Origin of the sequence: Pantoea stewartii subsp. stewartii (genome assembly GCF_008801695.1) — a bacterium.
Taxonomy (GTDB): domain Bacteria; phylum Pseudomonadota; class Gammaproteobacteria; order Enterobacterales; family Enterobacteriaceae; genus Pantoea; species Pantoea stewartii.
The window spans coordinates 13,121-39,034 of the sequence record NZ_VZPF01000019.1; the positions used below are offsets into that span (position 1 = coordinate 13,121).

Consider the following 25,914-nt stretch of genomic DNA (forward strand, 5'->3'; position numbering starts at 1 on the left):
AGTATGAAATTTTTTGCCGCGATTCTTATAAGCGCACTGAGCACCCTGATGCTCAGCGGCTGTGCCTCCTCACCGGCGACCTCGGCATCCCAGCCCGCACCAAACTCTGTCGCGGTGCCTGAAACGCGCCTGGTGGATTATCTGACAACCCGCTGTAGCGATATCTGGCATATTGAAAACACTGCCGCGCTTGCCAATCCCCTTTACTGGATGCGCAGTATTGACTGCGCCGAACGACTTTCGCCCGCGGAAGCCCGCGCCGAGGCGCACCGCTGGCCAGTAGACAGCTGGTCGCGAGCCTTTAAACAGGGCGTACTCATGGCAAATGGCAACGTAACGCCACTGGAACGGCGCGACTATATCACCGAGCTGGACAGCTACAGTGAGCAGTTCCCGCAAAACCTGCGGGCACTCATCCAGCTCTGGCGCAGTAACCAGGCGGCACAGCTGGATTTAAGTGCGCTACGTTCGCGGTACGTCCATCTGCAGCAGTTAAGCGATACGCAAAGCAAGCTGGAGCGGTTAACCGATATCGAACGCCAGCTTTCGTCGCGCAAAACCTCAGAGATGCCAGAAGGCAGTCATGGAACGGCATTGCCACAAGAGGAAGAGCAGTAATGATAAAACATGCGGCACATCTGCTGCTGGTGGATGATGATCCCAGCCTGCTGAAACTGTTAGGGATGCGGCTGAGCAGCGAAGGCTATCAGGTGACCACCGCAGCCAGTGGGCCTGACGCGCTTCGGCTGTTGCAGAAAGAGAAAATCGATCTGGTGATAAGCGATTTGCGCATGGATGAGATGGACGGCCTGGCGCTTTTTGGCGAAATCCAGAAACGCCATATGGGCTTGCCGGTCATCATTTTAACCGCACACGGTTCGATTCCAGAGGCCGTCGCGGCAACCCAGCAGGGCGTATTTAGCTTTTTAACCAAACCGGTCGATCGCGATGCGCTTTATAAGGCAATCGATGAAGCGCTCGCGCAGCGCGTCCCGGTCAGCGACGACCGCTGGCGGGAAGCCATCGTAACACGCAATCCTCAGATGCTGCGCTTACTTGAACAGGCGCACATGGTTGCTCAGTCGGATGTCAGCGTGCTGATCAACGGGCAAAGCGGGACGGGTAAAGAGGTGCTGGCGCAGGCTATCCATGCGGCCAGTCCGCGCGCCGACAAGCCGTTCATCGCGATCAACTGTGGTGCCTTGCCCGAGCAGTTGCTGGAATCGGAGTTATTTGGTCACGCGAAAGGTGCCTTTACCGGTGCGGTCAGCGCGCGCGACGGCCTGTTTAAAGCGGCCGAAGGCGGGACGCTGTTTCTGGACGAAATTGGCGATATGCCGCCCGCGCTGCAGGTTAAACTGCTGCGGGTCATACAGGAGCGTAAAGTCCGGCCGCTTGGCAGCAACAACGATATTGATATCAATGTGCGGATTATCTCCGCCACGCACCGGGATTTACCGAAAGCGATGGAGAAAAACGAATTCCGTGAAGATCTCTTTTATCGCCTGAACGTCGTTAACCTGAAAATACCGGCGCTGCATCAACGTACCGAGGATATTCCGCTGCTGGCTAATCATCTGCTGCGCCAGGCCGCGGACCGTCACAAACCGCAGGTGCGCAGTTTTTCGGTGGATGCGATGAAGCGCCTGATCTCCGCCAGCTGGCCTGGTAACGTGCGTCAGTTAGTGAATGTGATTGAACAGTGCGTGGCGCTCAGTTCCTCGCCGGTGATCAGCGATGCGCTGGTAGAGCAGGCACTGAGCGGCGAAAACAGCGCATTACCAACCTTTGTCGAGGCGCGTAATCAGTTTGAACTCAATTACCTGCGCAAGCTGTTGCAGATGACCAAAGGAAATGTGACCAACGCGGCGCGTCTGGCTGGACGTAACCGTACTGAATTCTATAAGCTGCTGTCACGTCACGAACTGGACGCCAGTGACTTTAAAGAGTAATTTTCTGCCGCACCAGCCTGCAGCATGGCCAGCGACATTTATACTTAAAAAATCCCTCTGACCACGGAGGGCGCGAGGAAAGGGTCTGACATGAAAAAGATCGATGCAATAATTAAACCATTCAAACTTGATGATGTGCGCGAAGCGCTTGCTGAAGTCGGCATCACCGGGATGACCGTAAGCGAAGTGAAAGGCTTTGGCCGCCAGAAAGGGCACACGGAACTCTACCGTGGGGCAGAGTATATGGTGGACTTCCTGCCGAAGGTGAAAATTGAAATGGTGGTTGGCGATGATATCGTGGACACCTGCGTCGAAACCATCATGCGCACCGCGCAAACCGGCAAAATTGGCGACGGCAAGATCTTTGTTTTCGATGTCGCTCGCGTAGTGCGTATCCGTACCGGTGAAGAAGACGAGGAAGCGATTTAATCCTTTTCAGAAGCGAAGCTTGCTTCTGAACTGCGCCTGCGATGCGGGACAACGTTCATCGCTGGTCAGTGTGCCCCTGCCTGATTGCAAGAAGGGGCAATAATCTGTCATTTCCAGCACGTTATCATCTGGGCAACATTAACTTCAAATTGTACAACTCACTTATTATCTCTTTGTATCGCATTAATTTTTTGGTTTTTTATTTCGATTAGCATGTTGTTTGTTATTTAAGGTTAATGTTCTTTCATTTGGCTATTAATCTAAATCAAAAACAACTAATAATCTTAACATTATCATGGCGCTTTTATAATTGGGTGCAGTTAATCATAGCTTTATGTTCTCGCGTGTTATAACTACGGCCGTTAATAAAGGGAAGTGTAATTTACTCTCTTAATATCTACAGGAAAACCGAAGGCGCGTTGACAGAAAATGGCTTATACAATGAAAGTAAAAGGGATAATGATATTCGCTCTGATTCTCGCATCCGGTCAGACCGTTTCCGGCGAAGATGCGCTTTACAGTAAAGTATTAACCGCTTCGCATTATCATGATAGTAAGGGCTTATCAGACAGCGATTACGACAAAATAGGGGAGCTTATAGCCCAGGGGGAAACCCGCTGGATAAGACTTTATCCCGTGTTAAGCAAATCGCCATTCTTAGGGATGACCTCTTTTCAGGAAAGTTTAAATATTGTCATGGCCTGTGCTTTACCTAAGAATCCCAACGAGGTGTTAAAATTTGTTGATGAGGCAAATATTGATCAAATATGTGCAGCGCCTTTTATCGAACCGGGCCGTGATGAACTGCGTGACTATTTTAACGAAACATTCCCGACATTACATAAAGCTTTGTCAGAAGGATACTGGAAACAATCCTGTTTGCTGAAACTAAGAAAGGCCCTCGCTGATACATTGCCATCAATAAAAGAAAGTTAAACTATGCTATTTCTTCCCATGCGTTAACGATTACCCGGCTCAATAGTGGTAAGTAAAACGCTGCCATGCGTGCGAAAGCGCCTGGATAGGCGGTAATCTGTTCCGCTATGAAAATATGTCCGACTCCGACTCCGACTCCGACGCGTCGCTCTTCACGCATGAACACAGTAATACGCACGAAACGGCTCTTTACTTTCAGCGTATAACAGATGCCAGAAGGGCCGTTCATAGCCGCAAATTACATTACCTTATGCGGACCAAACACCTCATAGTGAATCCTGTCCGCCGTCACGCCGACCGCCAGCAGCTGCTGAACGACGAACTGCATAAAGCCCAGCGGCCCACAAAGATAGAAGTGGGTATTCACCTCCTGCAGACGTGGTGAAACGCTCGCCAGATCCATAAGGCCTTGCGCATCATAACGACCTGCATCACCCTGATTTGGCTCGCGATACCAGATATGTTGGGCAAAATCAGGCAACAGGGCACCGGCCGCGCGCACTTCATCTGCAAAGGCATGCTGCTGGCCGTTTTCAGCGGCATGTAACCAGTTGACCGCTGCCGGGTGCTGCCGGGCAGCCAGCGCATGCAGCATGGCCAGCATCGGCGTTTGCCCTACGCCCGCTGAAATCAACGTGACCGGCGTCGTCGGACTTGCCTGGAGAAAAAAATCCCCGTGTGGAGGCGTCAGCTGAATCTCATCGCCTGCTTTGGCCTGTTGATGCAGCCAGCCTGAGACTCTTCCCCCGGCTTCCTGTTTTACCGCAATTCGGTAGGTCTGCGCATTGCTGACGGTGGTGAGTGAGTACTGACGAATTTGCTGATAACGGAAGCCCGCTGGCTGCAGATGCAGTGACACATACTGCCCCGGCCTGAAGGACGCAATGGGTTTACCATCAACAGGAGCGAGGGTAACGCTTTTGATCACGTCACTTTGTTGCTCAATCGCGCTGATGAAGAAGGCTCTCGTGCCGCGCCAGCCGCCTTGCTGGTGTGCCGATGCCTGATAAAGGGCTTCTTCACGCTGGATAAAGATATCGGCCAGCACTGTGTAAGCGCGTCTCCAGGCGGCGAGCACCGCTTCGCCAGGATTCAGCATGGCGTCGATAGAGGAGAGTAAATACTCACCCACAATTTTATATTGCTCAGGTTGGATCGTCAGACTGGCGTGCTTTTGGGCAATTTTTTCGACGGCTGGCCGTAGCGCCGTCAGATTGTCCAGATTGGCCCCGTAGGCGCAAATCGCATTAAACAGCGCTTCACGCTGTGCGCCATTGCGCTGGTTGGCCCTGTTAAAGACATGCTTTAACTCTGGATGATGAGAGAGCATCTGACTGTAAAAATGGGCCGTCAGATCGGGGCCGCATGCGGCAATCGCGGGAAGGGTGGATTTCACAATGTGAATCGTCTTGGCATCAAGCATGGGAATACCTCACTTAAAGCTGCATTTTAAATGCATCTTATGGCCGGGCGTTTTGTTCTGTAAATAGCGTTGTGGTTTACAAGAAGACTGAGCGGCAAATTTTCAGATGGAGAAATGGAAAATTTCCGTTACAGGGTGCGGGGAAAAACAGCGGAAAACCGCTTGCAAAGCGAGCCAAAAACACATCGCCAATGCGAAGCCAAACGTTTGCGTAAAAAGAGGGGATTGGCCCTACCGTCCCCTGGTAAAAGGGTTTACACTGTCTGCCTTCGCCCTTTGGGGGCGTAATTTGCCGATTTAAAGATAGCCAGTCAGGAGATGCGGATGTTAAAGCGTGAAATGAACATTGCCGATTATGATGCCGAGTTGTGGCAGGCGATGGAGCAAGAGAAAGTGCGTCAGGAAGAGCACATTGAACTGATTGCTTCTGAAAACTACACCAGCCCGCGTGTAATGCAGGCGCAAGGTTCACAGCTCACCAACAAATATGCTGAAGGCTATCCTGGCAAACGTTATTACGGCGGCTGCGAGTATGTAGATATTGTTGAGCAGCTGGCTATCGATCGTGCGAAAGCGCTGTTTGGTGCAGATTATGCCAACGTACAGCCGCACTCAGGTTCACAGGCTAACTTTGCTGTGTTTACCGCCCTGCTGCAGCCAGGCGATACCATTGTGGGTATGAACCTCGCGCACGGTGGTCATCTGACGCACGGTTCGCCTGTTAACCTGTCGGGCAAACTCTACAATGTCGTGCCTTACGGTATCGATGAAACCGGTAAAATTGACTACAACGAACTGGCTGAGCTGGCAAAAACGCACCAGCCTAAGATGATCATTGGCGGTTTCTCTGCGTATTCGGGTATTTGCGACTGGGCCAAAATGCGCGAAATCGCAGACAGCGTTGGTGCCTGGTTGTTTGTGGATATGGCGCACGTTGCGGGTCTGATTGCGGCTGAAGTTTACCCGAACCCTTTACCGCACGCGCACGTTGTGACTTCTACAACCCACAAAACGCTGGCCGGTCCGCGTGGCGGCATCATTCTGGCGAAAGGTGGCGACGAAGAACTGTACAAAAAGCTTAACTCTGCGGTTTTCCCTGGCGGCCAGGGCGGCCCGCTGATGCACGTCATTGCGGGTAAAGCCGTGGCGTTCAAAGAAGCGATGGAACCCGAGTTCAAAACCTACCAGCAGCAGGTGGCAAAAAACGCGAAAGCGATGGTCGAGGTCTTACTGGAACGCGGTTATAACATCGTGTCAGGCGGCACTTACAACCACCTGTTCCTGATTGATCTGGTGAGCAAAAACCTGACCGGTAAAGAAGCGGATGCGGCACTGGGCCGTGCCAATATCACCGTGAACAAAAACAGCGTGCCGAACGATCCGAAAAGCCCGTTTGTCACCTCCGGTGTACGTATCGGTACCCCAGCGGTCACGCGTCGTGGCTTTAAAGAAGCGGACGTGCGTGAACTGGCCGGCTGGATTGCTGACGTGCTGGACGATGTGAACGACGAAGCCACGATTGAACGCACGAAGCAAAAAGTGCTGGATATCTGTGCGCGCTTACCGGTTTACGCCTGATCCCGTCAGGTGAGTCAACGGTTGAAAAAGGATGGCCCCGGCCATCCTTTTTTATTGCCCGTCTCACGTGGCTCTGACAAAGTATCGACCTCTTAACACGACCGGTCACACTATTGCTGGAGGGAATATGGCAATCGGCTCCGCCAGATGGCTTGGATTAAGCTATTTCACCTACTTTTTTTGTTACGGTATTTACCTGCCTTTCTGGGGCGTCTGGCTAAAAGGCGTGGGACTGAACCCCGAACAAATTGGCCTGCTGCTTGGCTGCGGCATGGTGGCGCGTTTTGTAGGCAGTTTGTTCATCGCCTCGCAGGTTAAACATCCTTCTCAACTGATTACGGCGTTGCGGCTGCTGGCGCTGCTGACCTGTCTTTTTGCCGTGGGATACTGGACTGGACAACAGTGGTTGTGGCTGCTGTTAGTGATGACCGGCTTTAATCTGTTTTTCTCCCCGCTGGTGCCTTTAAGTGACGCGCTGGCGGCGACCTGGACGCAACAAATTGGTCTGGCCTACGGGCCGGTGCGCCTCTGGGGTTCTCTGGCCTTCGTCATCAGTTCGTCGTTGACCGGTATGCTGGTGACGGCTTTTTCATCCCAGGCGATTTTAATGCTGCTGTCAGCGGGCGTCATAAGTATGCTGGCGGGCATGTTACTGACGCCGCAAACACACCCTCAGGGCAGCGAACGCAAGAGCAACGTCAGCGGTGGCTGGCAGGCCTGGCGCGATCTGATACGGGAAAACGCGGTCTGGCGTTTCATGGTGTGCGTCACCCTGCTGCAGGGAGCGCATGCGGCCTATTACGGCTTCAGCGCGATCTGGTGGCAGGAAAGTGGCTATTCCGCCTCGCGCATTGGTTATCTGTGGTCGCTTGGCGTGGTGGCAGAAATTGTGATCTTTGCGCTGAGTCACCGTCTGTTTCACCGCTGGCAGGCGCGCGATTTACTGCTGCTGTCCGGCGTTTGCGCGTTAATTCGCTGGAGCCTGCTGGGGGCCAGCACGGCACTGCCGGTGTTGATTGTGGCGCAAATTCTCCACTGCGGTACGTTTACGGTCTGCCATCTGGCAGCCATGCGTTTCATTGCTTCACGGCAGGGTGCGGAGGTAATTCGGTTGCAGTCGCTCTATTCGGCGCTGGCGATGGGTGGCGGTATCGCCGTGATGACGATGATTTGTGGCGTGCTGTTTACCCATCTTCATGGACAGCTGTTTTGGGTGATGGCGCTGGTGGCGCTGCCTGCGCTGTTTCTGCGCCCGCGTCAGGACTCCAGCAAATAGCGAATGCGTTGCTGATGATATTCGGTCAACGGCAATTCTGCATGGATCAGCGGGGGCGAAAACAGCGGCAGGGAGGTGACGTAAGGCGAGATGATCAAATCAACTTCGCGCGGCGCGCCGTCGCGCTGAAAGTCATCCACATGCTGATAGGTGATATTAACGGGTAATAAGGTGATTTCCCGGATCTGCTGCTCAACGTCCTGTTCCAGCGCCGGATCGTCACCCGTCAGGAGCAGCACCTGTTTTTCCTGAAGGGCGCTGCTCTGCATCAGCCATGCACCAAAAATAATGGTTATCAGACTGACTTCTTCCGGTTTAAAACAAATCGCGTATTCCTGCTCAAACGCCACCAGCGCCTGCTGAGTGGTTCGCAGCAGGCGCGGATAAAGCCTGGTTATGTCTTGTGCCACACTGTCATCAATGCCAATAGTAAAGTAAGTGCGATCCAGCGCCTGCGCCAGGTGCGTATACAGTTGCTGCTGGAGTTCGGCACGTTCAGGAAAAGGGGCGCCTGACGAAGCCTCGAAGTCATCGATCAGCTGATGCGTGGCGCGCATGAGCCGCTGTTCACTGGCGTGACGGATGGCGTCCGGATGCGGCGCGTGGATGAGGCTGAACAGTAATGTCCAGAAGTCGGTTTCACTCGCATCCGGTGCGAGATGGCACCGTTTTTTCCAGTGACGAATGACATCAGTGGCCGCGCGGCGCTCCGCCTTCATCGCCAGCCAGGCCTGCTGTTGTGCAGTAAAGAGGGCAGGCTGGCGCTGGCACAGGCCGTATTTCATAAATATTTGTAAAAAGAGTTGATCGCGTGTACTGAAGGGGCGATCAAGGCACAGGCTGCAGTGCTGGATGAGTGCCTGTAGATTGGTTTCATCGTAGAGCGCCTTCTCAATTTTCATTTGCTTAAGGCGCTGGCGAAGCGGTGTCGCAAAATGCTCACAGACAAACGTCTGCGACAGACGCAAACTGCGCCGCAGGTTATGTATAAGACAAATTCGTCTGTCCAGCTCTGTACCATGAATGCGCAAGCTGCCATCCACCATTTGGTGAAGTTCCAGTTGATGATAGCGCTGTATCTCATCACCCACGGCGGCAATATCTTGCCTGGCGGTGGCAGCATCCACGCCGTTAAGCAGGCTTAACCGGGTGAGCGTCAGCACGGGAGTGGGCAGAAACAGCAATAACAACAGGTGGCAGCGACGCTGAGAAACGGTGAAGAGTGGTGCTGAAGATGTAGCAGAACTCATCAATCAATATTCCCGCTGGCTATTTTTAGCTAAGAATAGTCAACTGCCCTGACCGGTGAATGGTTTACCCGGTTTTTTGTTCAGAGGTTTAAGGCGGGTCACAAAATTTTGTTACTTATGAAACCTTTTTATCAGGAACGTTACTTTATAACATTATGAAACGCATGTTTTTCGCACTGCTAACCCTGATAAGTTCGTCAGCACTGGCACATCCTCACAGCTTTATTGATATGAAAACGGAACTGGTTGCTGACGGCGATCGGTTTACGGGCCTGAAAATGATCTGGACCATGGATGAGATTACCTCCGCCGATCTTCTTTACGACGCGAGCGATGCGAAACCGGGCACCGTGGTCTGGAAAAAACTGGCAGCCGGCGTGATGGCGAATGTGCTGGGACAACATTATTTTTCTGAAATCTGGCATAACAAGCAGCGGGTGAAGTTCTTGAATCTACCAAAAGAATATAATCTGTCACGCAGTGGCAACAAAGCGGTGCTGGAGTTTGTGTTGCCGCTGGCCGAGCCACCCACATTAACCGGTCAGCGCTTTGAGATTCTCACCTTCGATCCCACGTATTTCGTCGACATGTTCTATGACAAGCCTGATGCCTTGACCGTGCCACCAGCGTTGCAGTCACGCTGCGCCTTCACCTTGCATACGCCAAAGCCGAATGACTCGTTGAAGCAGTATGCCTTATCGCTCGACAAGGCCGATGCGCCACCCGAAGAGATGGATCTGGGCAGGCAGTTCGCGCAAACGGTGATTCTGACATGTCACTGACGACCATAGCGCGGCCCAAAAAACGGTTGTGGCCACTGGCAGTATTCATGGTTGGGCTGGTGACGGCGGTCAGCGCGATCTGGCTGTACTGGCCGCAGATTCTGCTGCAAAGTGTGCTCTGGCAAAAAATTCTCAATCGCGAGATGACGCAGCTCCTGCAACAGGTCGCCGAACATCCGCACCGGGCTGGCCTGTCATTACTGGCGTTTAGTCTGGTGTACGGCATCCTGCATGCGTTAGGACCTGGGCACGGTAAGGTTGTTATCACCACTTTCCTGGCCACTCATCCGGCAAAACTGAAAACCAGCATGAAGCTGACGCTGCTGGCATCGCTGTTACAGGGTTCAGTCGCGATTGTTCTGGTAACCCTGATGCTGGTGGTATTGCACACCTCATCACGCCAGTTGCATCTGAGCAGTTTCTGGCTGGAGAAGGGCAGTTATCTTCTGGTGATTGCCCTGGGAATCTGGACAGGTTATCGGGCGGTCAACTCTCTGTGGCGACTGTTCCGACCGAAACCGGCGATGAACATTCGTGCTCTGCATCCACACCATCATCATGATGATCAGTGCGGCTGCGGTCATGCTCATCTGCCCAGTGCACAGCAGGTAGCCGGTGCCGTTAACGTGAAAACCCAGTTACTGGTAGTTCTGTCGATGGGGCTGCGGCCCTGTTCAGGAGCCATTATGATGCTGCTGTTTGCTAAGGTGATTGGCGTTTACCTCTGGGGCGTCCTCTCGGCGGCGGTGATGGCGATGGGAACGGCCCTGACCATTTCGGCGATTGGTCTGCTGGTGCAGCGCTCGCGTTCGCTGGCGCAACGGCTGAGTGCAAACAGCCACATAAGCGATCGCGCACGCAGTCTGTTGCCTTTGTTGGCTTTGCTGGGTAGCGTCATGTTGATCGTTGCGGGCTGTGCGTTATGGCAATCGGCTCAGCCGGGGTTGGCGGGCGGCATCCGGCATTTCTGATTTCTATAGCAGCGAAAAGCGTTTTTCGCTGCTCATTCTGCAATATTTTCCTCACTATTTTTTATTTTTCTGCTGACTGTTTAGTGGTGAAATTTGTTTTCACTGTCTACGCTGTTAATAGTTAAATCACCTCCCAATAATGGGATGAATAAAAACGGAACGATTCCGTGCTTTGCGAGGAAAATATCTCATGGCTGATACCCGTATTAATAATGGCTACACCGATCCGCTGGTAACTGGAACAGCGGGTTTGCCCCTAAAACGTATTTCATGGAGTGCCGTTTTTGCCGGTGTTATTTGCGCACTGATAATTCACATATTATTAACTCTGCTGGGAACAGCTATCGGCGCGACGACTATTGATCCCCTGCAGGAAGGCAATCCGTTTAAACATCTGGGCACCGGTGCGCTGGTGTGGACGGCGATTGAAATGCTTCTCGCCATCGTCGCGGGCGCCTATGTTGCCGGACGTCTGGCACAGCGCGAAGGCGCGCTGCATGGGTTACTGATCTTTGGCATCAGCACGGTGATAACGATTTATTTAGCCGTCAGTCTTGCCAGTAGCGTATTAGGCGGTGCGATGAACATTCTGGGCACGGGCTTCCAGGCTGTCGGTCAGGGTATTTCAGCCGCTGCGCCATCTGTTACCCAAATGGCAAAAGACAAGCTGCAGGAAAACAATATTAATTTAAATGACATGCAGCGTGAGCTGGAAACGACGCTGCGTCAAACAGGCAAGCCTGAATTACAACCTGAAAAACTGAAGCAGGATGCGAATAATGAAGCGCAGAATGCAGAGAACCAGGCAAATAACACCGCTAATCATCCGCAAACCGCAGACACGGATTTAGCTAACTGGTTTAAAGGCGTTATTGATCGTCATGCTGATACATTACAGGCAGCCGACCGTGAGGCGTTGAAAAATATTATTAAAGCGCGCACCGGCAAAAGCGATCAGGAAGCAGAGCAGATCGTTAATCAGGCAGAGCAGAGCTATCAGCAGGCTATGCAGAAATATCAGGAGCTGAAACAGCAGGCAGAGCAGAAAGCCCGTGAAGCCGGTGAGCAGGCGGCTAAAGCGACAGCGAAAGCCAGCTGGTACGCCTTCTTTATCCTGATTATTGAAGCAGTCCTGGCAGGCGTGATGGGCATGGTGGGACGTCGTACTCAGCCACGTCAGGTGTTGGCGAACGAACGTCGCTAACCGAAAGGCGTTAAAAAAGGCGGCACAGAATGTGCCGCATTTTTCTTTAGCGCTTCAGCGCTTCGCTCAGTTCATCGCGCATGGACGACAGCAGCGCTTTAACCACACGAGGATTACCGGCCACAATGTTACCTGAATGCAGGTAACCATGATTGCCGGTGAAGTCAGTAACCAGTCCGCCCGCTTCACGCACCAGCAGTTCACCCGCGGCAAAATCCCACGGTTTCAGACCGATTTCAAAATAGCCATCCACACGACCTGCGGCAACATAGGCCAGGTCCAGTGCGGCAGAGCCGGTACGACGGAAGTCCGCACACTGTGTGAACAGTTTGGTCATGATGTTCATGTAAGCCGGCGCGTGCTGTTTTAGCTTGAACGGGAAACCGGTCGCCAGAATGGTGCCATCCAGATCGCGAGCGATGCTGCCGCGCAGACGGTAGCCGTTAAGCTGCGCGCCCTGGCCACGTACGGCACTGAACAGTTCATTACGCATAGGATCATATACCACCGCCACTTCAGTACGGCCTTTAATGCGTACGGCGATAGAAACAGAGAAGTGGGGCAAGCGTTTGATAAAGTTGGTCGTGCCATCCAGCGGATCGATTACCCATTGAATGTCCTGATCTTCACCTTCAAGTTCACCACTCTCTTCAGTAATAATGGTGTGCTTCGGGTAGGATTTACGAATCACTTCGATAATCAGGCGTTCTGCGTCGCGGTCAACATTGGTTACGAAGTCGTTACTGCCTTTCTGGCTGGCTTCGACGGCGTCCGGGGTTTCATAATTCTTGGCAATTAAATTTCCGGCCTTGCGCGCTGCGCGCACGGCAATGTTGAGCATTGGATGCATCGGTATCTCTCGCTGGATGTTAAAGAACGGGGAAAACGGCGCGGAGTATAGCAGGGTGTTCGGTAAATGTCCTGCTTTATGTTAGAGTACGCGTCATCATTTTCTGACCGATCCCAATTATGCTGCAAAATATTCGTATCGTACTGGTAGAAACTTCTCACACCGGCAACATGGGCTCCGTCGCGCGCGCGATGAAAACTATGGGCTTAACTAACCTCTATTTGGTCAATCCGTTAGTGAAGCCGGATTCACAGGCTATCTCGCTGGCTGCCGGGGCCAGTGACGTGATTGGCGAGGCGAAAATTGTCGACTCACTGGATGACGCGATTGCCGGATGCAGTCTGGTGGTCGGCACCAGTGCACGTTCCCGCTCGCTGCCGTGGCCGATGCTGGATTCACGTGAATGTGGCCTGAAAAGTATTGAAGAGGCCCGGCAGGCCCCCGTCGCCCTGGTATTTGGTCGCGAGCGTGTCGGGCTGACTAACGATGAATTGCAAAAGTGCCATTATCATGTGGCCATCCAGGCGAACCCGGAATACAGCTCGCTTAACCTGGCGATGGCGGTGCAGATCATTGCCTATGAAGTCCGCATGGCCTGGCTGCAGGCGCAGGACAACGCCAGTCCCAAACCGCAGTACGAGGAATCACCTTATCCGCTGGTTGACGACCTGGAGCGTTTCTACCAGCACATGGAACAGATGATGCTGGAAAGCGGATTTATCCGTGAAGCCAATCCCGGCCAGGTAATGAGCAAGCTGCGTCGTCTGTATACGCGTGCCCGTCCTGAGCGCGACGAACTCAATATTCTGCGCGGGATGCTCGCCTCGTTTGAGAAGCGTAAAGGACCGAAACAAAACGGCCCTGAATAGTTGAGTAAAACGCCAGGTTAAATAGTTGAGTAAATTACTTGGTTAAGTGGTTGACCAAATCACTCGGGAATGTCAGACTTGCCGTCATCTTCGCTAATCCTCCGATAACCGGACGCTATTGAGGTTGTATGCTATGAGACTGACATCCAAAGGACGTTACGCTGTTACCGCTATGCTGGACGTTGCCCTGCATTCTCACCAGGGCCCTGTTCCACTGGCTGACATCTCTGAACGCCAGGGTATATCGCTCTCTTATCTGGAGCAGCTGTTCTCGCGGTTACGTAAGCACAATCTGGTATCCAGCGTTCGTGGTCCGGGTGGCGGTTATCTGCTGGGCAAAGAAGCCAGCGCGATTGCGGTGGGTGAAGTGATCACCGCGGTTGATGAATCTGTGGACGCCACCAAATGCCAGGGCAAAGAAGGCTGTCAGGGTGGCGAGCGCTGTCTGACCCATGTGTTGTGGCGTGACCTGAGCGTCCGTATTAGCGAATTCCTGAACAACATTACGCTGGCTGAGCTGGTGAATAATCAGGAAATCCTGGATGTGGCCGACCGCCAGAATGCTAACGACAATCGTCGTTTCCAGCACGCCCGCGCACAGGAAATCAACGTTAACCTCCGCGCCTCCTAATCCTCTGCTTCTCCGGCCCTTACTGCTAACGCGGCAGGGGCTGAATCTGCTATAAATACGTATGATTTTTTATACGGAGCTGTAGCGCAATGAAATTACCGATTTACCTGGATTATGCCGCCACGACGCCGGCCGATCCGCGTGTGGCCAGCAAAATGATGCAATTCCTGACGCTGGATGGCACGTTTGGTAACCCGGCCTCCCGTTCGCACCGTTTCGGCTGGCAGGCAGAAGAGGCGGTGGACGTTGCGCGCAATCAGGTCGCGGAGCTGGTCAATGCTGACCCACGTGAAATCGTCTTCACCTCCGGGGCCACCGAATCCGACAATCTCGCCATTAAAGGCGCAGCCCATTTCCACCAGTCGCGTGGTAAACACATCGTCACCAGCGTAACCGAACATAAAGCGGTCATCGATACCTGCCTGCAACTTGAACGTGAAGGCTTTGAGATCACCTGGCTGACGCCAGCAGCGAATGGCCTGATCGCGCCTGACGACCTGCGCGCCGCGCTACGTGACGACACGGTGCTGGTTTCCATCATGCATGTGAATAACGAAATCGGTGTGATTCAGGATATCGCTGCGCTGGGCGCCCTGTGCCGGGAGCGGGGCATCCTGTTCCACGTCGATGCGACGCAAAGCGTCGGGAAACTGGCTATCGATCTCGCTGAACTGCCTGTTGATCTGATGTCGTTTTCCGGTCATAAAGTTTATGGTCCTAAAGGCATTGGCGCGCTCTATGTCCGTCGTAAGCCGCGTATCCAGATTGATGCGCAGATCCACGGCGGCGGTCACGAGCGCAATATGCGATCGGGCACCTTACCGGTGCACCAGATTGTCGGCATGGGTGAGGCTTACCGCATTGCCAAAACGGTGCGTGAAGAAGAGATGGCCCGCTTGTCGCTGTTGCGTGACAAACTGTGGCACGGCATCCGTGAGACAGGCGGCGTAACGGTGAATGGTGATTTGCAACACAGCTGCGCCAACATACTTAACGTCAGTTTTGCTGATGTTGAAGGTGAGTCGTTGATCATGGCGCTGAAAGATCTTGCACTGTCGTCCGGATCGGCCTGTACTTCCGCCAGTCTGGAACCTTCCTATGTTCTGCGCGCACTCGGTCTGAACGAAGAACTGGCCCACAGTTCACTTCGCTTCTCACTGGGGCGGTTCACCACTGAAGAAGAGATCGATTATGCCATTGCGCTGGTGCAGAAGTCCGTGACGCGCCTGCGTGAACTCATGAAGTCATAATCAGGCCTGAAGAGGCTGACCACTGCGCACCGGCAACGCCTGCGGTGTGCGGCGTAACATCTGTATGAAAAGCCGTCGCTAAAACAGGCTGGATGAAACGAATAACGAATACGGAGCCCTACAATGAGTACACAACCGATGAATATCACGCTCAGCAACCAGCCCGCCGATGCGCGCTGGGGTGACAAAGCACTGTTAAGCAGCAATGAAAACGGTATGACCGTGCACCTGCGTGAAGCCGATGCGTTGATGAGCATCCAGCGTGCCGCGCGTAAGCTGGATGGGCAGGGCATTCGTCATGTTGCCCTGACGGGCGAAGGCTGGCATCTGGAGCAGTGCTGGGCCTTCTGGCAGGGCTATCGCAGCCCGAAAGCCAAAAACAGCGTTGACTGGCCGCAGTTGGGTGAACATGAACAGGCGGAATTTGATCGCCGCCGTAAGATCGTAGGCTGGGTGCGCGATACGATTAACCTGCCTGCAGACGATTTAGGGCCAGAGACGCTGGCGCACAGTGCCGTAGACTTACTGAGCGAGTTAGGTGGCGAAGCGGTCAGCTATCGCATAACCAAAGGCGATGATTTACGTGAGCAAGGCTATATGGGCCTGCACACGGTAGGACGGGGCTCAAACCGTCCGCCGGTTTTCCTGGCACTGGATTTTAACCCCACCGGCGACAGCGAAGCGCCGGTTTACGCCTGCCTGGTCGGTAAAGGGATTACCTTCGATACCGGTGGCTACAGCCTCAAAACCAGTGCCACCATGGACTCCATGAAGTCAGATATGGGCGGTGCCGCGACGGTGACCGGTGCACTGGCCATGGCCATCGCGCGCGGACTGAAAAAGCGCGTCAAACTTTACCTGTGCTGCGCGGATAACATGGTCAGCAGCAACGCCTTTAAGCTGGGTGACATCATTCGTTACCGCAATGGCAAGTCGGTAGAAGTGATGAACACCGATGCGGAAGGTCGTCTGGTCCTGGCAGATGGTCTGATCGATGCCAGCGAGCAGAATCCGACGCTGCTGATCGATGCGGCAACGCTGACCGGTGCCGCGAAAACGGCGGTGGGCAACGATTATCACGCCTTGTTTACCTTCGACGATGTGCTGGCGCAGTCGGTGATGGGCAGTGCGGTCAGTGAAAACGAACCGTTCTGGCGTTTGCCGCTGGCAGAGTTCCATCGCAGTCATCTGCCGTCAAACTTTGCCGATCTGAATAACATCGCCAGCCCGGCACATTCTGCCGGTGCCAGCAGCGCGGCAGCGTTCCTGTCCTATTTCGTCAGCCACTATCAGCAAGGCTGGTTACATATCGACTGCTCAGCGACGTACCGTAAGAGCGCGGTCGATCAATGGTCGGCAGGCGCAACCGGCCTGGGCGTGCGCACTATCGCCAACCTGTTACTGAAATAAATGCAATCTCCGCGGTGACCTGGTCACCGCTTTTTGAAGGTAGAAGTGAATGATGAACCGTCTTGAAGAGGTGCTGAAGCTGGCCGCCACGGAGCCTGCCCATCGTCCTGAGTTTTTTCAGCTACTGCTGGAGGCGGATGCATGGGTGCCGGGGGAAAGCACCCAGCAGCAGTTGGATGCCAGCACGCCTGTCGACCTGCCGCACTGGGAAAAAGAAGATGGCAGCAGTGTGATCCCGTTTTTTACCTCCGAACAGGCGATGAGCGAGGCGATCAACGATGAGCAGCCTTATGTGCGGCTGCCGGTACGTACGCTGTTTGAAATGACCCGTGGCGAAACGCTGTTTCTTAATCCAAAGTTGCCCACGGGCAAAGAGTTTTCTGCGGCGGAAATCAGTCATCTGCTGGGGGAAGAGGGCAGTGCCCTGATGCAGCAAACGGTGCTGGAAGGCGGTCAGTCACTGCTGCTGTCAGAAATCGCGGAACCGCCCGCGCAGATGATCGACTCGCTGACGCAGTTGTTCAGCAAATACAAGCAGGTTAAACGCGCTTTCATTGCCAGCATTCGTGAACAGGCGGATGATGTGCCTAATCTGTTGATTGGTATTGAAGCGGACAGCGATATTGAGGCAATTATTCAGGCGGCCGGCAGCGTAGCCACCGATACATTACTGGATGATGCACCCATTGATGTGTGTGAGATTACGGCAGAGGACCGCGGAATCAGTCACTTCTTTACCGCGCACATTACGCCCTTTTATGAACGCCGCTGGGGCAGTTTCCTGCGTGAGTTCAAAGGTGGTCAGCGGATCATCTGACACACTGCGCGGCCTGTTCGGCCGCGCGTTTACCGTTACTTCGCAATCGGCAAATCATCCCGGCTGCCCCATTCGGACCAGGATCCGTCATACAGCGTCACTTCCCTTGCACCCAGAGCCGTCAGCGCCAGAATCAACACCACCGCAGTCACGCCAGAGCCACAGCTGGCTACGATGGGTTTGCTGATATCCACACCGGCTTCCGCAAAGCGTGAACGAAGTTCGGCTTCCGGCTTGAGTGCGCCCTGCTCGACCAGGGTATTCCAGGGCAGATTAAGGCTGTTGGGAATGTGCCCACGGTGCAATCCCGGACGGGGTTCATCGACCTCAGCATTAAAACGGTTCGCCGCGCGCGCATCGACAATTTGCGCGCCGCCTTCATGGCTAATCAGCAAGACATCCGTCAGGCGTTTCACCAGGCCTTCATCGAACTGCGCATCAAACTCACCTTCCGGCAGACTGACCTCGCCCTCAGCCAGCGCATAACCCGCCGTTTTCCAGCCCTGCAGACCGCCAGCCAGAATGGAGACCTGTGCCACGCCAAAAGCGCGCAGCATCCACCACGCGCGGGGCGCAGAAAACAGATTGCCTTCATCATAAACAATCAAATGCTTATCACTGTTGATGCCCAGTTCGCGCATCGCCACCGCGAAGCTTTCGGCCCGGGGTAACATGTGGGGATAAGGGCTGGTGTGATCGGAAAGCGTTTCAATATTGAAAAAAGGCGCACCAGGCAAATGCTCCGCCAGATATTCTTTTTGAATATCGCGCGTGGCTTCCATGCCCGGCGGCAGCATACGCGCATCCAGAACCTGGAGCGTGCCGTCATTAAAATGTTCTTGTAACCAGTCGGCGGACACAAACAGTGGCGTCGTCATAACAACCTCTTCTCTGCAATCTTTGATGCCAGTGTCGGGCAATGTGCCCACCATCTCAAGAGAAGCGTTGATTAAATGCGAAGGTTGATGTGAAATCGTGCAGCATTATAAAACAATTCCCCTGGGGCACGGTGAAGGATTTACCATGAAACAACGCATTAACCGGCTGCTGTTCAGCATGCTGATCGGCGGGGCGCTGCTGTCTGCCGCCACGTTACCTGCTTTTTCCGTCAGCGCTGAAACGCCTGCCGCCAGTGCGCAGGTCAGTAAGCCGCTGAGCATTATCGACCTCTCCGAGCTCCAGCTCGATGGTGCCGCCGCACTGGTGTTAACGTTCAATCAGCCGCTTGATGATAAGCAGGACGTGGCCAAAAAAGTCCGGCTGACGGACGATCAGCGCGGCAAGGTGGATGGCGGTTGGGAGCTGTCCGGGAATCGCAAGGCGCTGCGTTTTCGCCATCCTGAACCCTCACGGCACTTTACTGTGACCATCGATCCGGGCTTGCGCGCCGCCAGTGGTGAAACGCTGACCGCGGCTTACAGCCAAAAAATCACCACGCGCGACATTGAGCCGATGGTGGGCTTCGCCAGTCGCGGTTCTTTGCTGCCATTGCGTATTGCGCAGGGCCTGCCGGTGCTGGCCTTGAATGTCGATCAGGTGGATGTCGATTTTTTCAGGATTAAAAACGCGGGCCTGGCGCAATTCCTGTCCCAGTGGAATAACGGGAGTAATCTCTCAACCTGGCAATCTCAGGAGCTGCTTAAAACCAGTGAGCTGGTTTACAGCGGCCGCTTTGAGCTTAACCCGGCACGCAATACGCGGGAAAAACTGCAGCTGCCGCTAAAAGACATCAAGCCGCTTCAGCAACCGGGCGTTTATCTGGCCGTGATGAAACAGGCCGGCACGTATCATTACAGTATGCCAGCCACGCTCTTCACCCTGAGCGATATCGGCCTGTCACTGCACCGTTTTCCGGGCCAGTTTGAGCTGTTTGCCCAGAGTCTGGAAAACGGCGATCCGCTCTCAGGCGTCAATGTCAGAGTCCTGAACGATAAAGGGCAGGTCCTGCAAAACGGCACCAGCGACAGCAGCGGGCATGTGCGTCTGAAAGCCGAAGACAAGGGCAAGTTCCTGTTGGCAATACAGGGCGATCAAACCTCCCTCATCGATCTGGCTCGCCCGGCATTAGATTTAGCCGAATTTCCCGTGGCGGGACCGGAGGGCTATGACAAGCAGCTGTTCGTGTTTGGCCCGCGCGATATCTACCGTCCCGGCGAAACGGTGATCGTCAATGCGCTGCTGCGTGATGCTGATGGCAAACCGTTACCGGCCCAGCCGGTTAAAGCCGAAGTGGTACAGCCCGACGGTGAAGTGGTGCGCACCTTTGTCTGGCAACCGCAGGACGGGTTGTATCAGCAGCGATTCAGCCTGCCCACGACCGCCATGACCGGTGGCTGGATGCTGTGACTTAACACCGGTGATAACCTGCCGCGTCAGTGGCATTTCCGCGTCGAAGATTTCCTGCCAGAGCGCATGGCGCTGACGCTGAAAAACGATGAGCAACCTCAGCCTGCCGATGCGGATATCACCTTTAACGTTGAGGGGCGTTATCTCTATGGTGCGCCTGCGGCGGGGAATGCGCTGCAGGGGCAGCTCTATCTACGTCCTGCCCGGGACGCGGTGGCAGCGCTGCCTGGCTATCAGTTTGGGGATATCACTGAGGAGGGCGTCAAACGCAGCTTGGGTGATGTGGATATCAAACTGGATGCGAACGGCAAAGCCCAGCTAACCGTCGAGAATCAGTGGGACCAGCTCCACTCGCCGCTAAACCTGATTTTACAGGCCAGCCTGCTGGAAACGGGTGGACGGCCTGTGACCCGACGTGCCACTCAGGCGATCTGGCCCGCGGAGGCGCTGCCGGGCATTCGTCCCCTGTTCGGCAACAAGTCGATCTACGATTACCGCAGTGACAGTTATCGCGATGAGCCGACCGTGCCGGAAAACAGCCTGGCCGATTTTGACATTGTTTACGCCAACAGTCAGGGCGAAAAGCTGGCGGCAGAAAAGCTGAATGTGCGCTTGATTCGCGAACGTCGTGACTACTACTGGAGCTTCTCTGACAGTGAAGGCTGGCAGTCACGCTACGACGCGAAAGATCTGCAGGAAGATGAGCGATCGATTACGGTGCCCGCTGAGGGCAGTACCAAAGTCAGCTTCCCGGTCGAGTGGGGCAGCTACCGACTGGAAGTGCAGGCGGGTGAAAAATTGTCAGCAGCGTGCGTTTTCAGGCGGGCTATGACTGGCAGGATAATACCAATGGTACGGGCGGCGCTCTGCGCCCGGATCAGGTCAAACTCCGCTTAGACAAAGCCGCTTATCAGCCCGGAGAAACCGTGCATCTGCAGGTGGAATCGCCCACGGCCGGTAAGGGCTATCTGATGGTTGAGTCCAGCAGCGGCACGCTGTGGTGGCAGCCGCTGACCGTTCCGCAGGGCGGGACGACGGTGGATGTGCCGATTGCCAACAGCTGGCAGCGTCACGATCTCTATTTTAGTGCCATTGTCGTACGGGAAGGGGACAAGACCAGCGGCGCTACGCCAAAACGTGCCGTCGGACTGCTACATCTGCCGATGGCGACCGACGCGCGCCGCCTGACCCTGACGCTGGATGCGCCTGAAAAAGTTCGCCCTGAGCAGAACCTGACGGTCAATGTGCAGGCCAGTCGTGAAGGCGGCCCGCTGCCGGATAAGGTGCATGTGCTGCTGTCGGCGGTGGACAGCGGGGTTTTGAGCGTGACGGATTACAAAACCCCGGATCCCTGGCAGGCCTTTTTCGGCCGTAAACGTTATAACGTCGACCAGTACGATGTGTTTGGGCAGTTGATTGAAGGCGGCGGACGCCTGGCAGCGCTGCGCTTTGGCGGCGACGGCGAAGACGACACGCTGACGCGCGGCGGCAAGAAACCCGTTACCCACGTCAACATTGTGGCGCAGCAGCTACAGGCTGTTACGCTGGATAAAAACGGCAAGGGCTCGATCACGCTCCCTGTCCCGGCATTTAACGGTGAACTGCGCCTGATGACGCAGGTCTGGAGCGATGACAGCTTTGGCGCGGCAGAGCGCAAGCTGGTTGTGGCGGCGCCGCTGGTCAGTGAACTGGCCACGCCGCGCTTCCTGGCCAGCGGCGACAGCGCATCGCTGGCGCTGGATATCACCAACCTGACTGATTTACCGCAAACGCTGAAGGTGGATCTCGCAGCCCGGGGGCTTATTGCGCTGTCCGGCGCGGCCACGCAAAACGTGACGCTGGCCAAAGGTGAGCGGAAAACGCTACAGGTGCCGGTCACCGCGCAAAATGGTTTTGGTGACGGTGACGTTCAGGTCACGATTTCAGGCCTGAATCTGCCGGGTGAGCAGGTGCGGCCCAGCCAGCAGCAGTGGAAGATTGGTGTCAGGCCCCCTTATCCGACCCAGACGCTCAGTTTTGACGCGGTGATCAACGGCGAGCAGCCGTGGCAGGTAACGGCAGCAGCCTTTGCCGGCCTGGACGCGGCAACGCTCAGTGGACAACTGACGCTGAGTAATCGCCCACCGTTGAATATTGCGCGCTATATCAGTGCGCTTTATGCCTATCCCTACGGTTGTCTGGAGCAAACGGCGAACGGGCTGTGGCCATCGTTGTACACCAGCCAGGCGCAACTTACCGCCATGGGTATCAAAACCAGCTCTGATGAGGTTCGCCGGGCAGCGGTAGAAACCGGTATTGCCCGGTTGGCGGGCATGCAGCGCGCGGACGGCAGCTTTGGTTTATGGGGCAAACAGAGCGAAGAAGAATTCTGGTTAACGCCTTACGTAACGGATTTCTTACTGCGCGCCAGTGAGGCGGGCTATGCGTTGCCTGATGAGGTCGTCAGCCGGGCGAACGCGCGCCTGCTGCGTTATCTTCAGGACCCGGCGCAGATCACCGGAGGCGGCAGCCAGCACGTCGAAGCGTTACGTTTCAGCGTGCAGGCTTATGCCGGACTGGTGCTGGCACGCCAGCAGCGGGCACCGCTGGGTGCCTTACGTGCGCTGTATGAAAAGCGTGACAAGACCCAGTCGGGCCTGGCGCTGATGCAGTTGGGCATTGCGCTGAAGCTAATGGGTGATGAACAGCGTGCGCAACTGGCGGTGATGCAGGGGGCAACGCTGCCACGCGCTGAGAACCGCTGGTTTGGCGACTACGGCAGTACCGTGCGCGATCAGGGCATGATGATTGCGCTGCTGGCTGAAAATCAACTGCAGCCGGACCTGCAAAACAGCCTGCTGCTGTCACTGTCTAAAGAGGTGACGGGCAAGCGCTGGTTCTCCACTCAGGAGAATAATGCCCTTTACCTGGCGGCCCGGACGCTGCAAACCGCCAACCGGCAACGCTGGCAGGCGCAACTTTCGGGTAGCGATCAGCCTGTGAGTGGAGATGCGCCGCTAAATAAAGGACTGGATCATCAGCAACTGACTCAGGGCGTTGACGTACGTAATGTCGGCAGCACGCCGCTGTACGCCAGTCTGAACGTGGTCGGCTATCCGCTGAGTCCACCTGCGCCAGTCAGCCATATGATGGCGATTAAACGCGAGTACTTTACGCTGGATGGGCAGGCTGCCGATTTGAATAATCTGCGCAGCGGAGAACTGCTGGTGGTGCGCCTGACGGTCTCAGCCAAACGCAGCATTAGCGATGCGCTGGTGGTGGATTTATTGCCCGCCGGTCTGGAGCTGGAAAATCAGAACCTGGCGGACAGCAGTGCCAGTCTGGGGGACAGCGCCGATGCCTTAAAAGAGAGCATGATGGATATGCAACAGGCCAGCATCAGGCATATTGAGTTCCGTGATGACCGCTTTGTTGCCGCTCTGGCCGTCGATACGTATCGTCCCACAATGCTGATTTATCTGGCGCGGGCAGTTACACCGGGGCGCTATCAATTGCCCCCGCCGCAGGTGGAATCCATGTACGTGCCCGAATGGCGCGCCATTGGCAGCACACCGCAGCAGCTGCATGTACAGTAATCGGGTGCGTGCGTGATCAGGCACATCAGAAAGCGGTGGCTGCTGGCGCTGCCGCTTTGTGTTCTGGGGCTGCTGCTTGCGCTGCTGATACTGGACCGGCTGTCACCACTGCCGCTTAAAGCGGTCCAGCCTGCGCGAGTGGTGGTTGCGGAGGACGGTACGCCGCTGTGGCGATTTGCCGACAGTCAGGGGATCTGGCGCTATCCGGTCACGCCGGAAGAGGTTTCGCCCGCCTATATCCAGGCGTTGCTGACCTATGAAGATCGCTGGTTCTGGTATCACCCTGGTATTAATCCGCTGTCTGTGCTGCGGGCCGCCTGGCAGAATCTTCGCTATCGTAGTGTGATTTCCGGTGGCAGCACCTTAACGATGCAGGTGGCACGGCTTATCGACCCGCAGCCGCGGACGCTGCGCGGCAAGCTGATTCAGACATGGCGTGCCCTCCAACTGGAGTGGCACCTGTCAAAACGCGACATCCTGACGCTTTATCTTAATCGCGCGCCCTTTGGCGGCACGCTGGAAGGCATTGGCGCAGCCAGCTGGAGCTGGCTGGGCAAAGCCCCGTCGCAGTTAACCCGCGGGGAAGCCGCCTTGCTGGCCGTGCTGCCGCAGTCACCCAGCCGTCTGCGGCCCGATCGCTGGCCGGAACGGGCTGAGGCGGCACGCAATAAAGTGCTGGACCGTCTGGCGCAATATCACGTCTGGTCTGCGCGTCAGGTGGCCGAGATCCGCCAGGAGCCGGTCTGGCTGCCACCACGGCAAATGCCGCAGATGGCTCCCTTGCTGGCCCGGCGGCTGTTGTCGATCAGCACTCACGAAAAAATCGTCTCAACGCTGGATCCGTCGCTGCAGCGTGAGCTGGAAAGTATGACGCTGAACATCAAAAATCAGCTGCCGCCGCGCACCTCGCTGGCCATTCTGGTGGTCGATCACACCACCATGGCCGTACGTGGGTATGTTGGCTCCGTTGACTTTGCTGACGACAACCGCTTCGGGCATGTCGATATGATTGCCAGCGTACGCTCACCGGGATCGATCTTAAAACCCTTTGTTTATGGCATGGCGCTGGATGACGGGCTGATTCATGCCGAGTCGCTGCTGCAGGATGTGCCGCGCCGTTTTGGCGACTACCGTCCGGGTAACTTCGATACCGGTTTTCATGGGCCGGTCAGCGCCAGCGAAGCGCTGGTGCGTTCCCTTAATCTGCCTGCGGTGCAGGTACTGGAAGCGCTGGGTCCCAAAAATGTCGCGGCCCGCCTGCGCAATGTCGGGCTTAACCTGCGCTTTCCGCCCGGCGCCGAGCCGAATTTGTCATTGATCCTGGGGGGCACCGGCGCGCGCATGGACGAGATCGTTGCGGCGTATAGCGCTTTCGTGCGTCAGGGCAACGCCGCGCAACTGCGCTGGATGCCCGATCAACCGTTGCAGCAGCGGCCTCTGCTTTCGCCCGGCGCGGCGTGGATTATCCGCCGTGTCCTGGCGGGTGAAGCGCAGCCTGCGGGCAAAGGGAACCTGCCTGCGGTTGTACCGCTGGCGTGGAAAACCGGCACCAGCTATGGCTATCGCGATGCCTGGGCGGTGGGCATGAATCCCCGCTATCTGATCGGCGTCTGGGTTGGCCGTCCCGATGCAACGCCCGTCGCAGGGCAGTTTGGTTTTGCGTCTGCCGTTCCCGTGATGAATCAGGTAAACAGCGTACTGATGAACCGTTTAGGCGGACAGGAGGTGCCCGTTGATCCTCGTCCCGCATCGGTTACGGTGGCCAGCATCTGCTGGCCGGGCGGACAGCCGCTGCCTGTGGGCGATGAAAACTGCCGCCAGCGCCGCCAGAGCTGGGTGTTGAATGACACGTTGCCGCCCACCTTGCTGGCATCGGGCCAGGAAAGCCTCAGCGGTTTACGGTTGCGCTACTGGCTAAATGACCAGGGCCGCCGCGTGGCGGCTGACTGTCCGCACGCTGTCAGCCACGATCGTTTACTGTGGCCCTTACCGCTGGAAGCCTGGCTACCGTTGCAGGAGCGACGGCGTCAGCGGTTACCGGCTATCGACAGTCAGTGCCCGCCACTTACGCAGGGCAGCAGTGCGCCGCTGATTGTCACAGGCGTCATTGACGGGCAACGGGTGCAGCCGTTGCCGGGTAATTCCACCCTGGTCATGCCGGTTGCGGCACAGGGCGGGCAGGGTAATCAGCGCTGGTGGTTTTTGAACGGTGAACCCGTGACGGCGGAAAACCAGAGCGGCACGCTGTCGCTGCGTCTTGATCGCTCAGGTGACTATCAATTGGTGGTGATGGATGAAGCCGGGCAGCTTGCGACCGTTAACTTCACACGGGGATGATGGTTTTTTGCGCTAAATCAGATTTGAA

19 protein-coding genes and 1 pseudogene are annotated in these 25,914 nt (G+C 55.5%); 16 read left to right on the plus strand and 4 right to left on the minus strand.

The genetic code is table 11. From position 1 onward, the window contains the following. The first annotated feature begins 3 nt into the window (after nucleotides 1-3). From F7Q90_RS07220 to F7Q90_RS27080, 4 genes are all read left to right on the plus strand, one after another. A complete protein-coding gene (locus F7Q90_RS07220) occupies nucleotides 4-618 on the plus strand; it encodes a hypothetical protein (protein ID WP_006120649.1) in 615 nt (204 codons plus the stop codon). After that, nucleotides 618-1,952, plus strand: a complete 1,335-nt coding sequence (gene glrR / locus F7Q90_RS07225; protein ID WP_006120648.1) for a two-component system response regulator GlrR — start codon at nucleotides 618-620, stop codon at nucleotides 1,950-1,952. The genes F7Q90_RS07220 and glrR overlap by 1 nt, the downstream gene beginning before the upstream one ends. A gap of 90 nt (nucleotides 1,953-2,042) precedes the next feature. Continuing rightward, nucleotides 2,043-2,381, plus strand: coding sequence for a nitrogen regulatory protein P-II (glnB, locus tag F7Q90_RS07230; RefSeq protein ID WP_003848647.1), 339 nt, complete (start codon nucleotides 2,043-2,045; stop codon nucleotides 2,379-2,381). Nucleotides 2,382-2,810: 429 nt separating this feature from the next. After that, a complete protein-coding gene (locus tag F7Q90_RS27080; RefSeq protein ID WP_237166114.1) occupies nucleotides 2,811-3,317 on the plus strand; it encodes a hypothetical protein in 507 nt (168 codons plus the stop codon). 238 nt (nucleotides 3,318-3,555) lie between these two features. On the opposite strand, the gene hmpA is transcribed toward F7Q90_RS27080, so the two are convergent. Next, nucleotides 3,556-4,740 (minus strand): NO-inducible flavohemoprotein, encoded by a 1,185-nt coding sequence (hmpA, locus tag F7Q90_RS07240; protein ID WP_006120646.1) that lies wholly within the window; start codon nucleotides 4,738-4,740, stop codon nucleotides 3,556-3,558. A 324-nt stretch (nucleotides 4,741-5,064) separates the two neighbouring features. On the opposite strand from hmpA, the gene glyA reads away from it, so the two are divergent. Together glyA and F7Q90_RS07250 are read left to right on the plus strand one after the other, a co-directional pair. Next, the gene (glyA, locus tag F7Q90_RS07245) at nucleotides 5,065-6,318 is read left to right on the plus strand and encodes a serine hydroxymethyltransferase (protein ID WP_006120645.1); all 1,254 of its coding nucleotides are present in this window, start codon (nucleotides 5,065-5,067) and stop codon (nucleotides 6,316-6,318) included. A 127-nt stretch (nucleotides 6,319-6,445) separates the two neighbouring features. Beyond that, complete coding sequence (locus F7Q90_RS07250) at nucleotides 6,446-7,594, plus strand: 3-phenylpropionate MFS transporter (RefSeq protein ID WP_006120644.1); 1,149 nt, start codon at nucleotides 6,446-6,448, stop codon at nucleotides 7,592-7,594. Here F7Q90_RS07250 and csiE read toward each other — a convergent pair. Further along, a complete protein-coding gene (gene csiE / locus F7Q90_RS07255; protein WP_006120643.1) occupies nucleotides 7,576-8,844 on the minus strand; it encodes a stationary phase inducible protein CsiE in 1,269 nt (422 codons plus the stop codon). The genes F7Q90_RS07250 and csiE overlap by 19 nt on opposite strands. Nucleotides 8,845-8,999: 155 nt before the next feature. Between csiE and F7Q90_RS07260 the strand changes: the two genes are divergently transcribed. The 3 genes from F7Q90_RS07260 to F7Q90_RS07270 all read left to right on the plus strand — a co-directional run bounded on the left by F7Q90_RS07260 (nucleotide 9,000) and on the right by F7Q90_RS07270 (nucleotide 11,801). Next, nucleotides 9,000-9,626 (plus strand): DUF1007 family protein, encoded by a 627-nt coding sequence (locus tag F7Q90_RS07260; RefSeq protein WP_006120642.1) that lies wholly within the window; start codon nucleotides 9,000-9,002, stop codon nucleotides 9,624-9,626. Further along, complete coding sequence (locus F7Q90_RS07265; RefSeq protein WP_006120641.1) at nucleotides 9,617-10,597, plus strand: nickel/cobalt transporter; 981 nt, start codon at nucleotides 9,617-9,619, stop codon at nucleotides 10,595-10,597. Before F7Q90_RS07260 ends, F7Q90_RS07265 begins: the two co-directional genes overlap by 10 nt. Before the next feature lie 190 nt (nucleotides 10,598-10,787). Further along, nucleotides 10,788-11,801 carry a TIGR04086 family membrane protein gene (locus tag F7Q90_RS07270; protein WP_006120640.1) on the plus strand — a complete coding sequence of 338 codons (1,014 nt, stop codon included), beginning with the start codon at nucleotides 10,788-10,790 and terminating at the stop codon, nucleotides 11,799-11,801. Nucleotides 11,802-11,847: 46 nt separating this feature from the next. On the opposite strand, the gene suhB is transcribed toward F7Q90_RS07270, so the two are convergent. After that, nucleotides 11,848-12,651 carry an inositol-1-monophosphatase gene (gene suhB, locus F7Q90_RS07275; protein WP_006120639.1) on the minus strand — a complete coding sequence of 268 codons (804 nt, stop codon included), beginning with the start codon at nucleotides 12,649-12,651 and terminating at the stop codon, nucleotides 11,848-11,850. Between the two features lie 119 nt (nucleotides 12,652-12,770). On the opposite strand from suhB, the gene trmJ reads away from it, so the two are divergent. The 5 genes from trmJ (at nucleotide 12,771) to sseB (ending at nucleotide 17,628) form a co-directional block, all read left to right on the plus strand. After that, nucleotides 12,771-13,520, plus strand: a complete 750-nt coding sequence (gene trmJ / locus F7Q90_RS07280) for a tRNA (cytosine(32)/uridine(32)-2'-O)-methyltransferase TrmJ (protein ID WP_006120638.1) — start codon at nucleotides 12,771-12,773, stop codon at nucleotides 13,518-13,520. Nucleotides 13,521-13,653: 133 nt separating this feature from the next. Then, nucleotides 13,654-14,151 (plus strand): Fe-S cluster assembly transcriptional regulator IscR, encoded by a 498-nt coding sequence (iscR, locus tag F7Q90_RS07285; RefSeq protein ID WP_006120637.1) that lies wholly within the window; start codon nucleotides 13,654-13,656, stop codon nucleotides 14,149-14,151. Between the two features lie 89 nt (nucleotides 14,152-14,240). Continuing rightward, nucleotides 14,241-15,401, plus strand: coding sequence for an IscS subfamily cysteine desulfurase (locus F7Q90_RS07290; RefSeq protein ID WP_006120636.1), 1,161 nt, complete (start codon nucleotides 14,241-14,243; stop codon nucleotides 15,399-15,401). 123 nt (nucleotides 15,402-15,524) lie between these two features. Further along, nucleotides 15,525-16,811: an aminopeptidase PepB gene (pepB, locus tag F7Q90_RS07295; protein WP_006120635.1), complete on the plus strand. Its 1,287-nt coding sequence runs from the start codon at nucleotides 15,525-15,527 to the stop codon at nucleotides 16,809-16,811. Between the two features lie 52 nt (nucleotides 16,812-16,863). Then, complete coding sequence (gene sseB / locus F7Q90_RS07300) at nucleotides 16,864-17,628, plus strand: enhanced serine sensitivity protein SseB (protein WP_170317975.1); 765 nt, start codon at nucleotides 16,864-16,866, stop codon at nucleotides 17,626-17,628. Nucleotides 17,629-17,663: 35 nt separating this feature from the next. On the opposite strand, the gene sseA is transcribed toward sseB, so the two are convergent. Then, a complete protein-coding gene (gene sseA, locus F7Q90_RS07305; protein WP_006120633.1) occupies nucleotides 17,664-18,506 on the minus strand; it encodes a 3-mercaptopyruvate sulfurtransferase in 843 nt (280 codons plus the stop codon). A 145-nt stretch (nucleotides 18,507-18,651) separates the two neighbouring features. Here sseA and F7Q90_RS07310 point away from each other — a divergent pair. Together F7Q90_RS07310 and pbpC are read left to right on the plus strand one after the other, a co-directional pair. Further along, nucleotides 18,652-23,549 (plus strand): annotated as a pseudogene (locus tag F7Q90_RS07310) (alpha-2-macroglobulin family protein). 12 nt (nucleotides 23,550-23,561) lie between these two features. Further along, a complete protein-coding gene (gene pbpC, locus F7Q90_RS07315) occupies nucleotides 23,562-25,886 on the plus strand; it encodes a peptidoglycan glycosyltransferase PbpC (protein ID WP_006120629.1) in 2,325 nt (774 codons plus the stop codon). The last annotated feature ends 28 nt before the right edge of the window (nucleotides 25,887-25,914 follow it).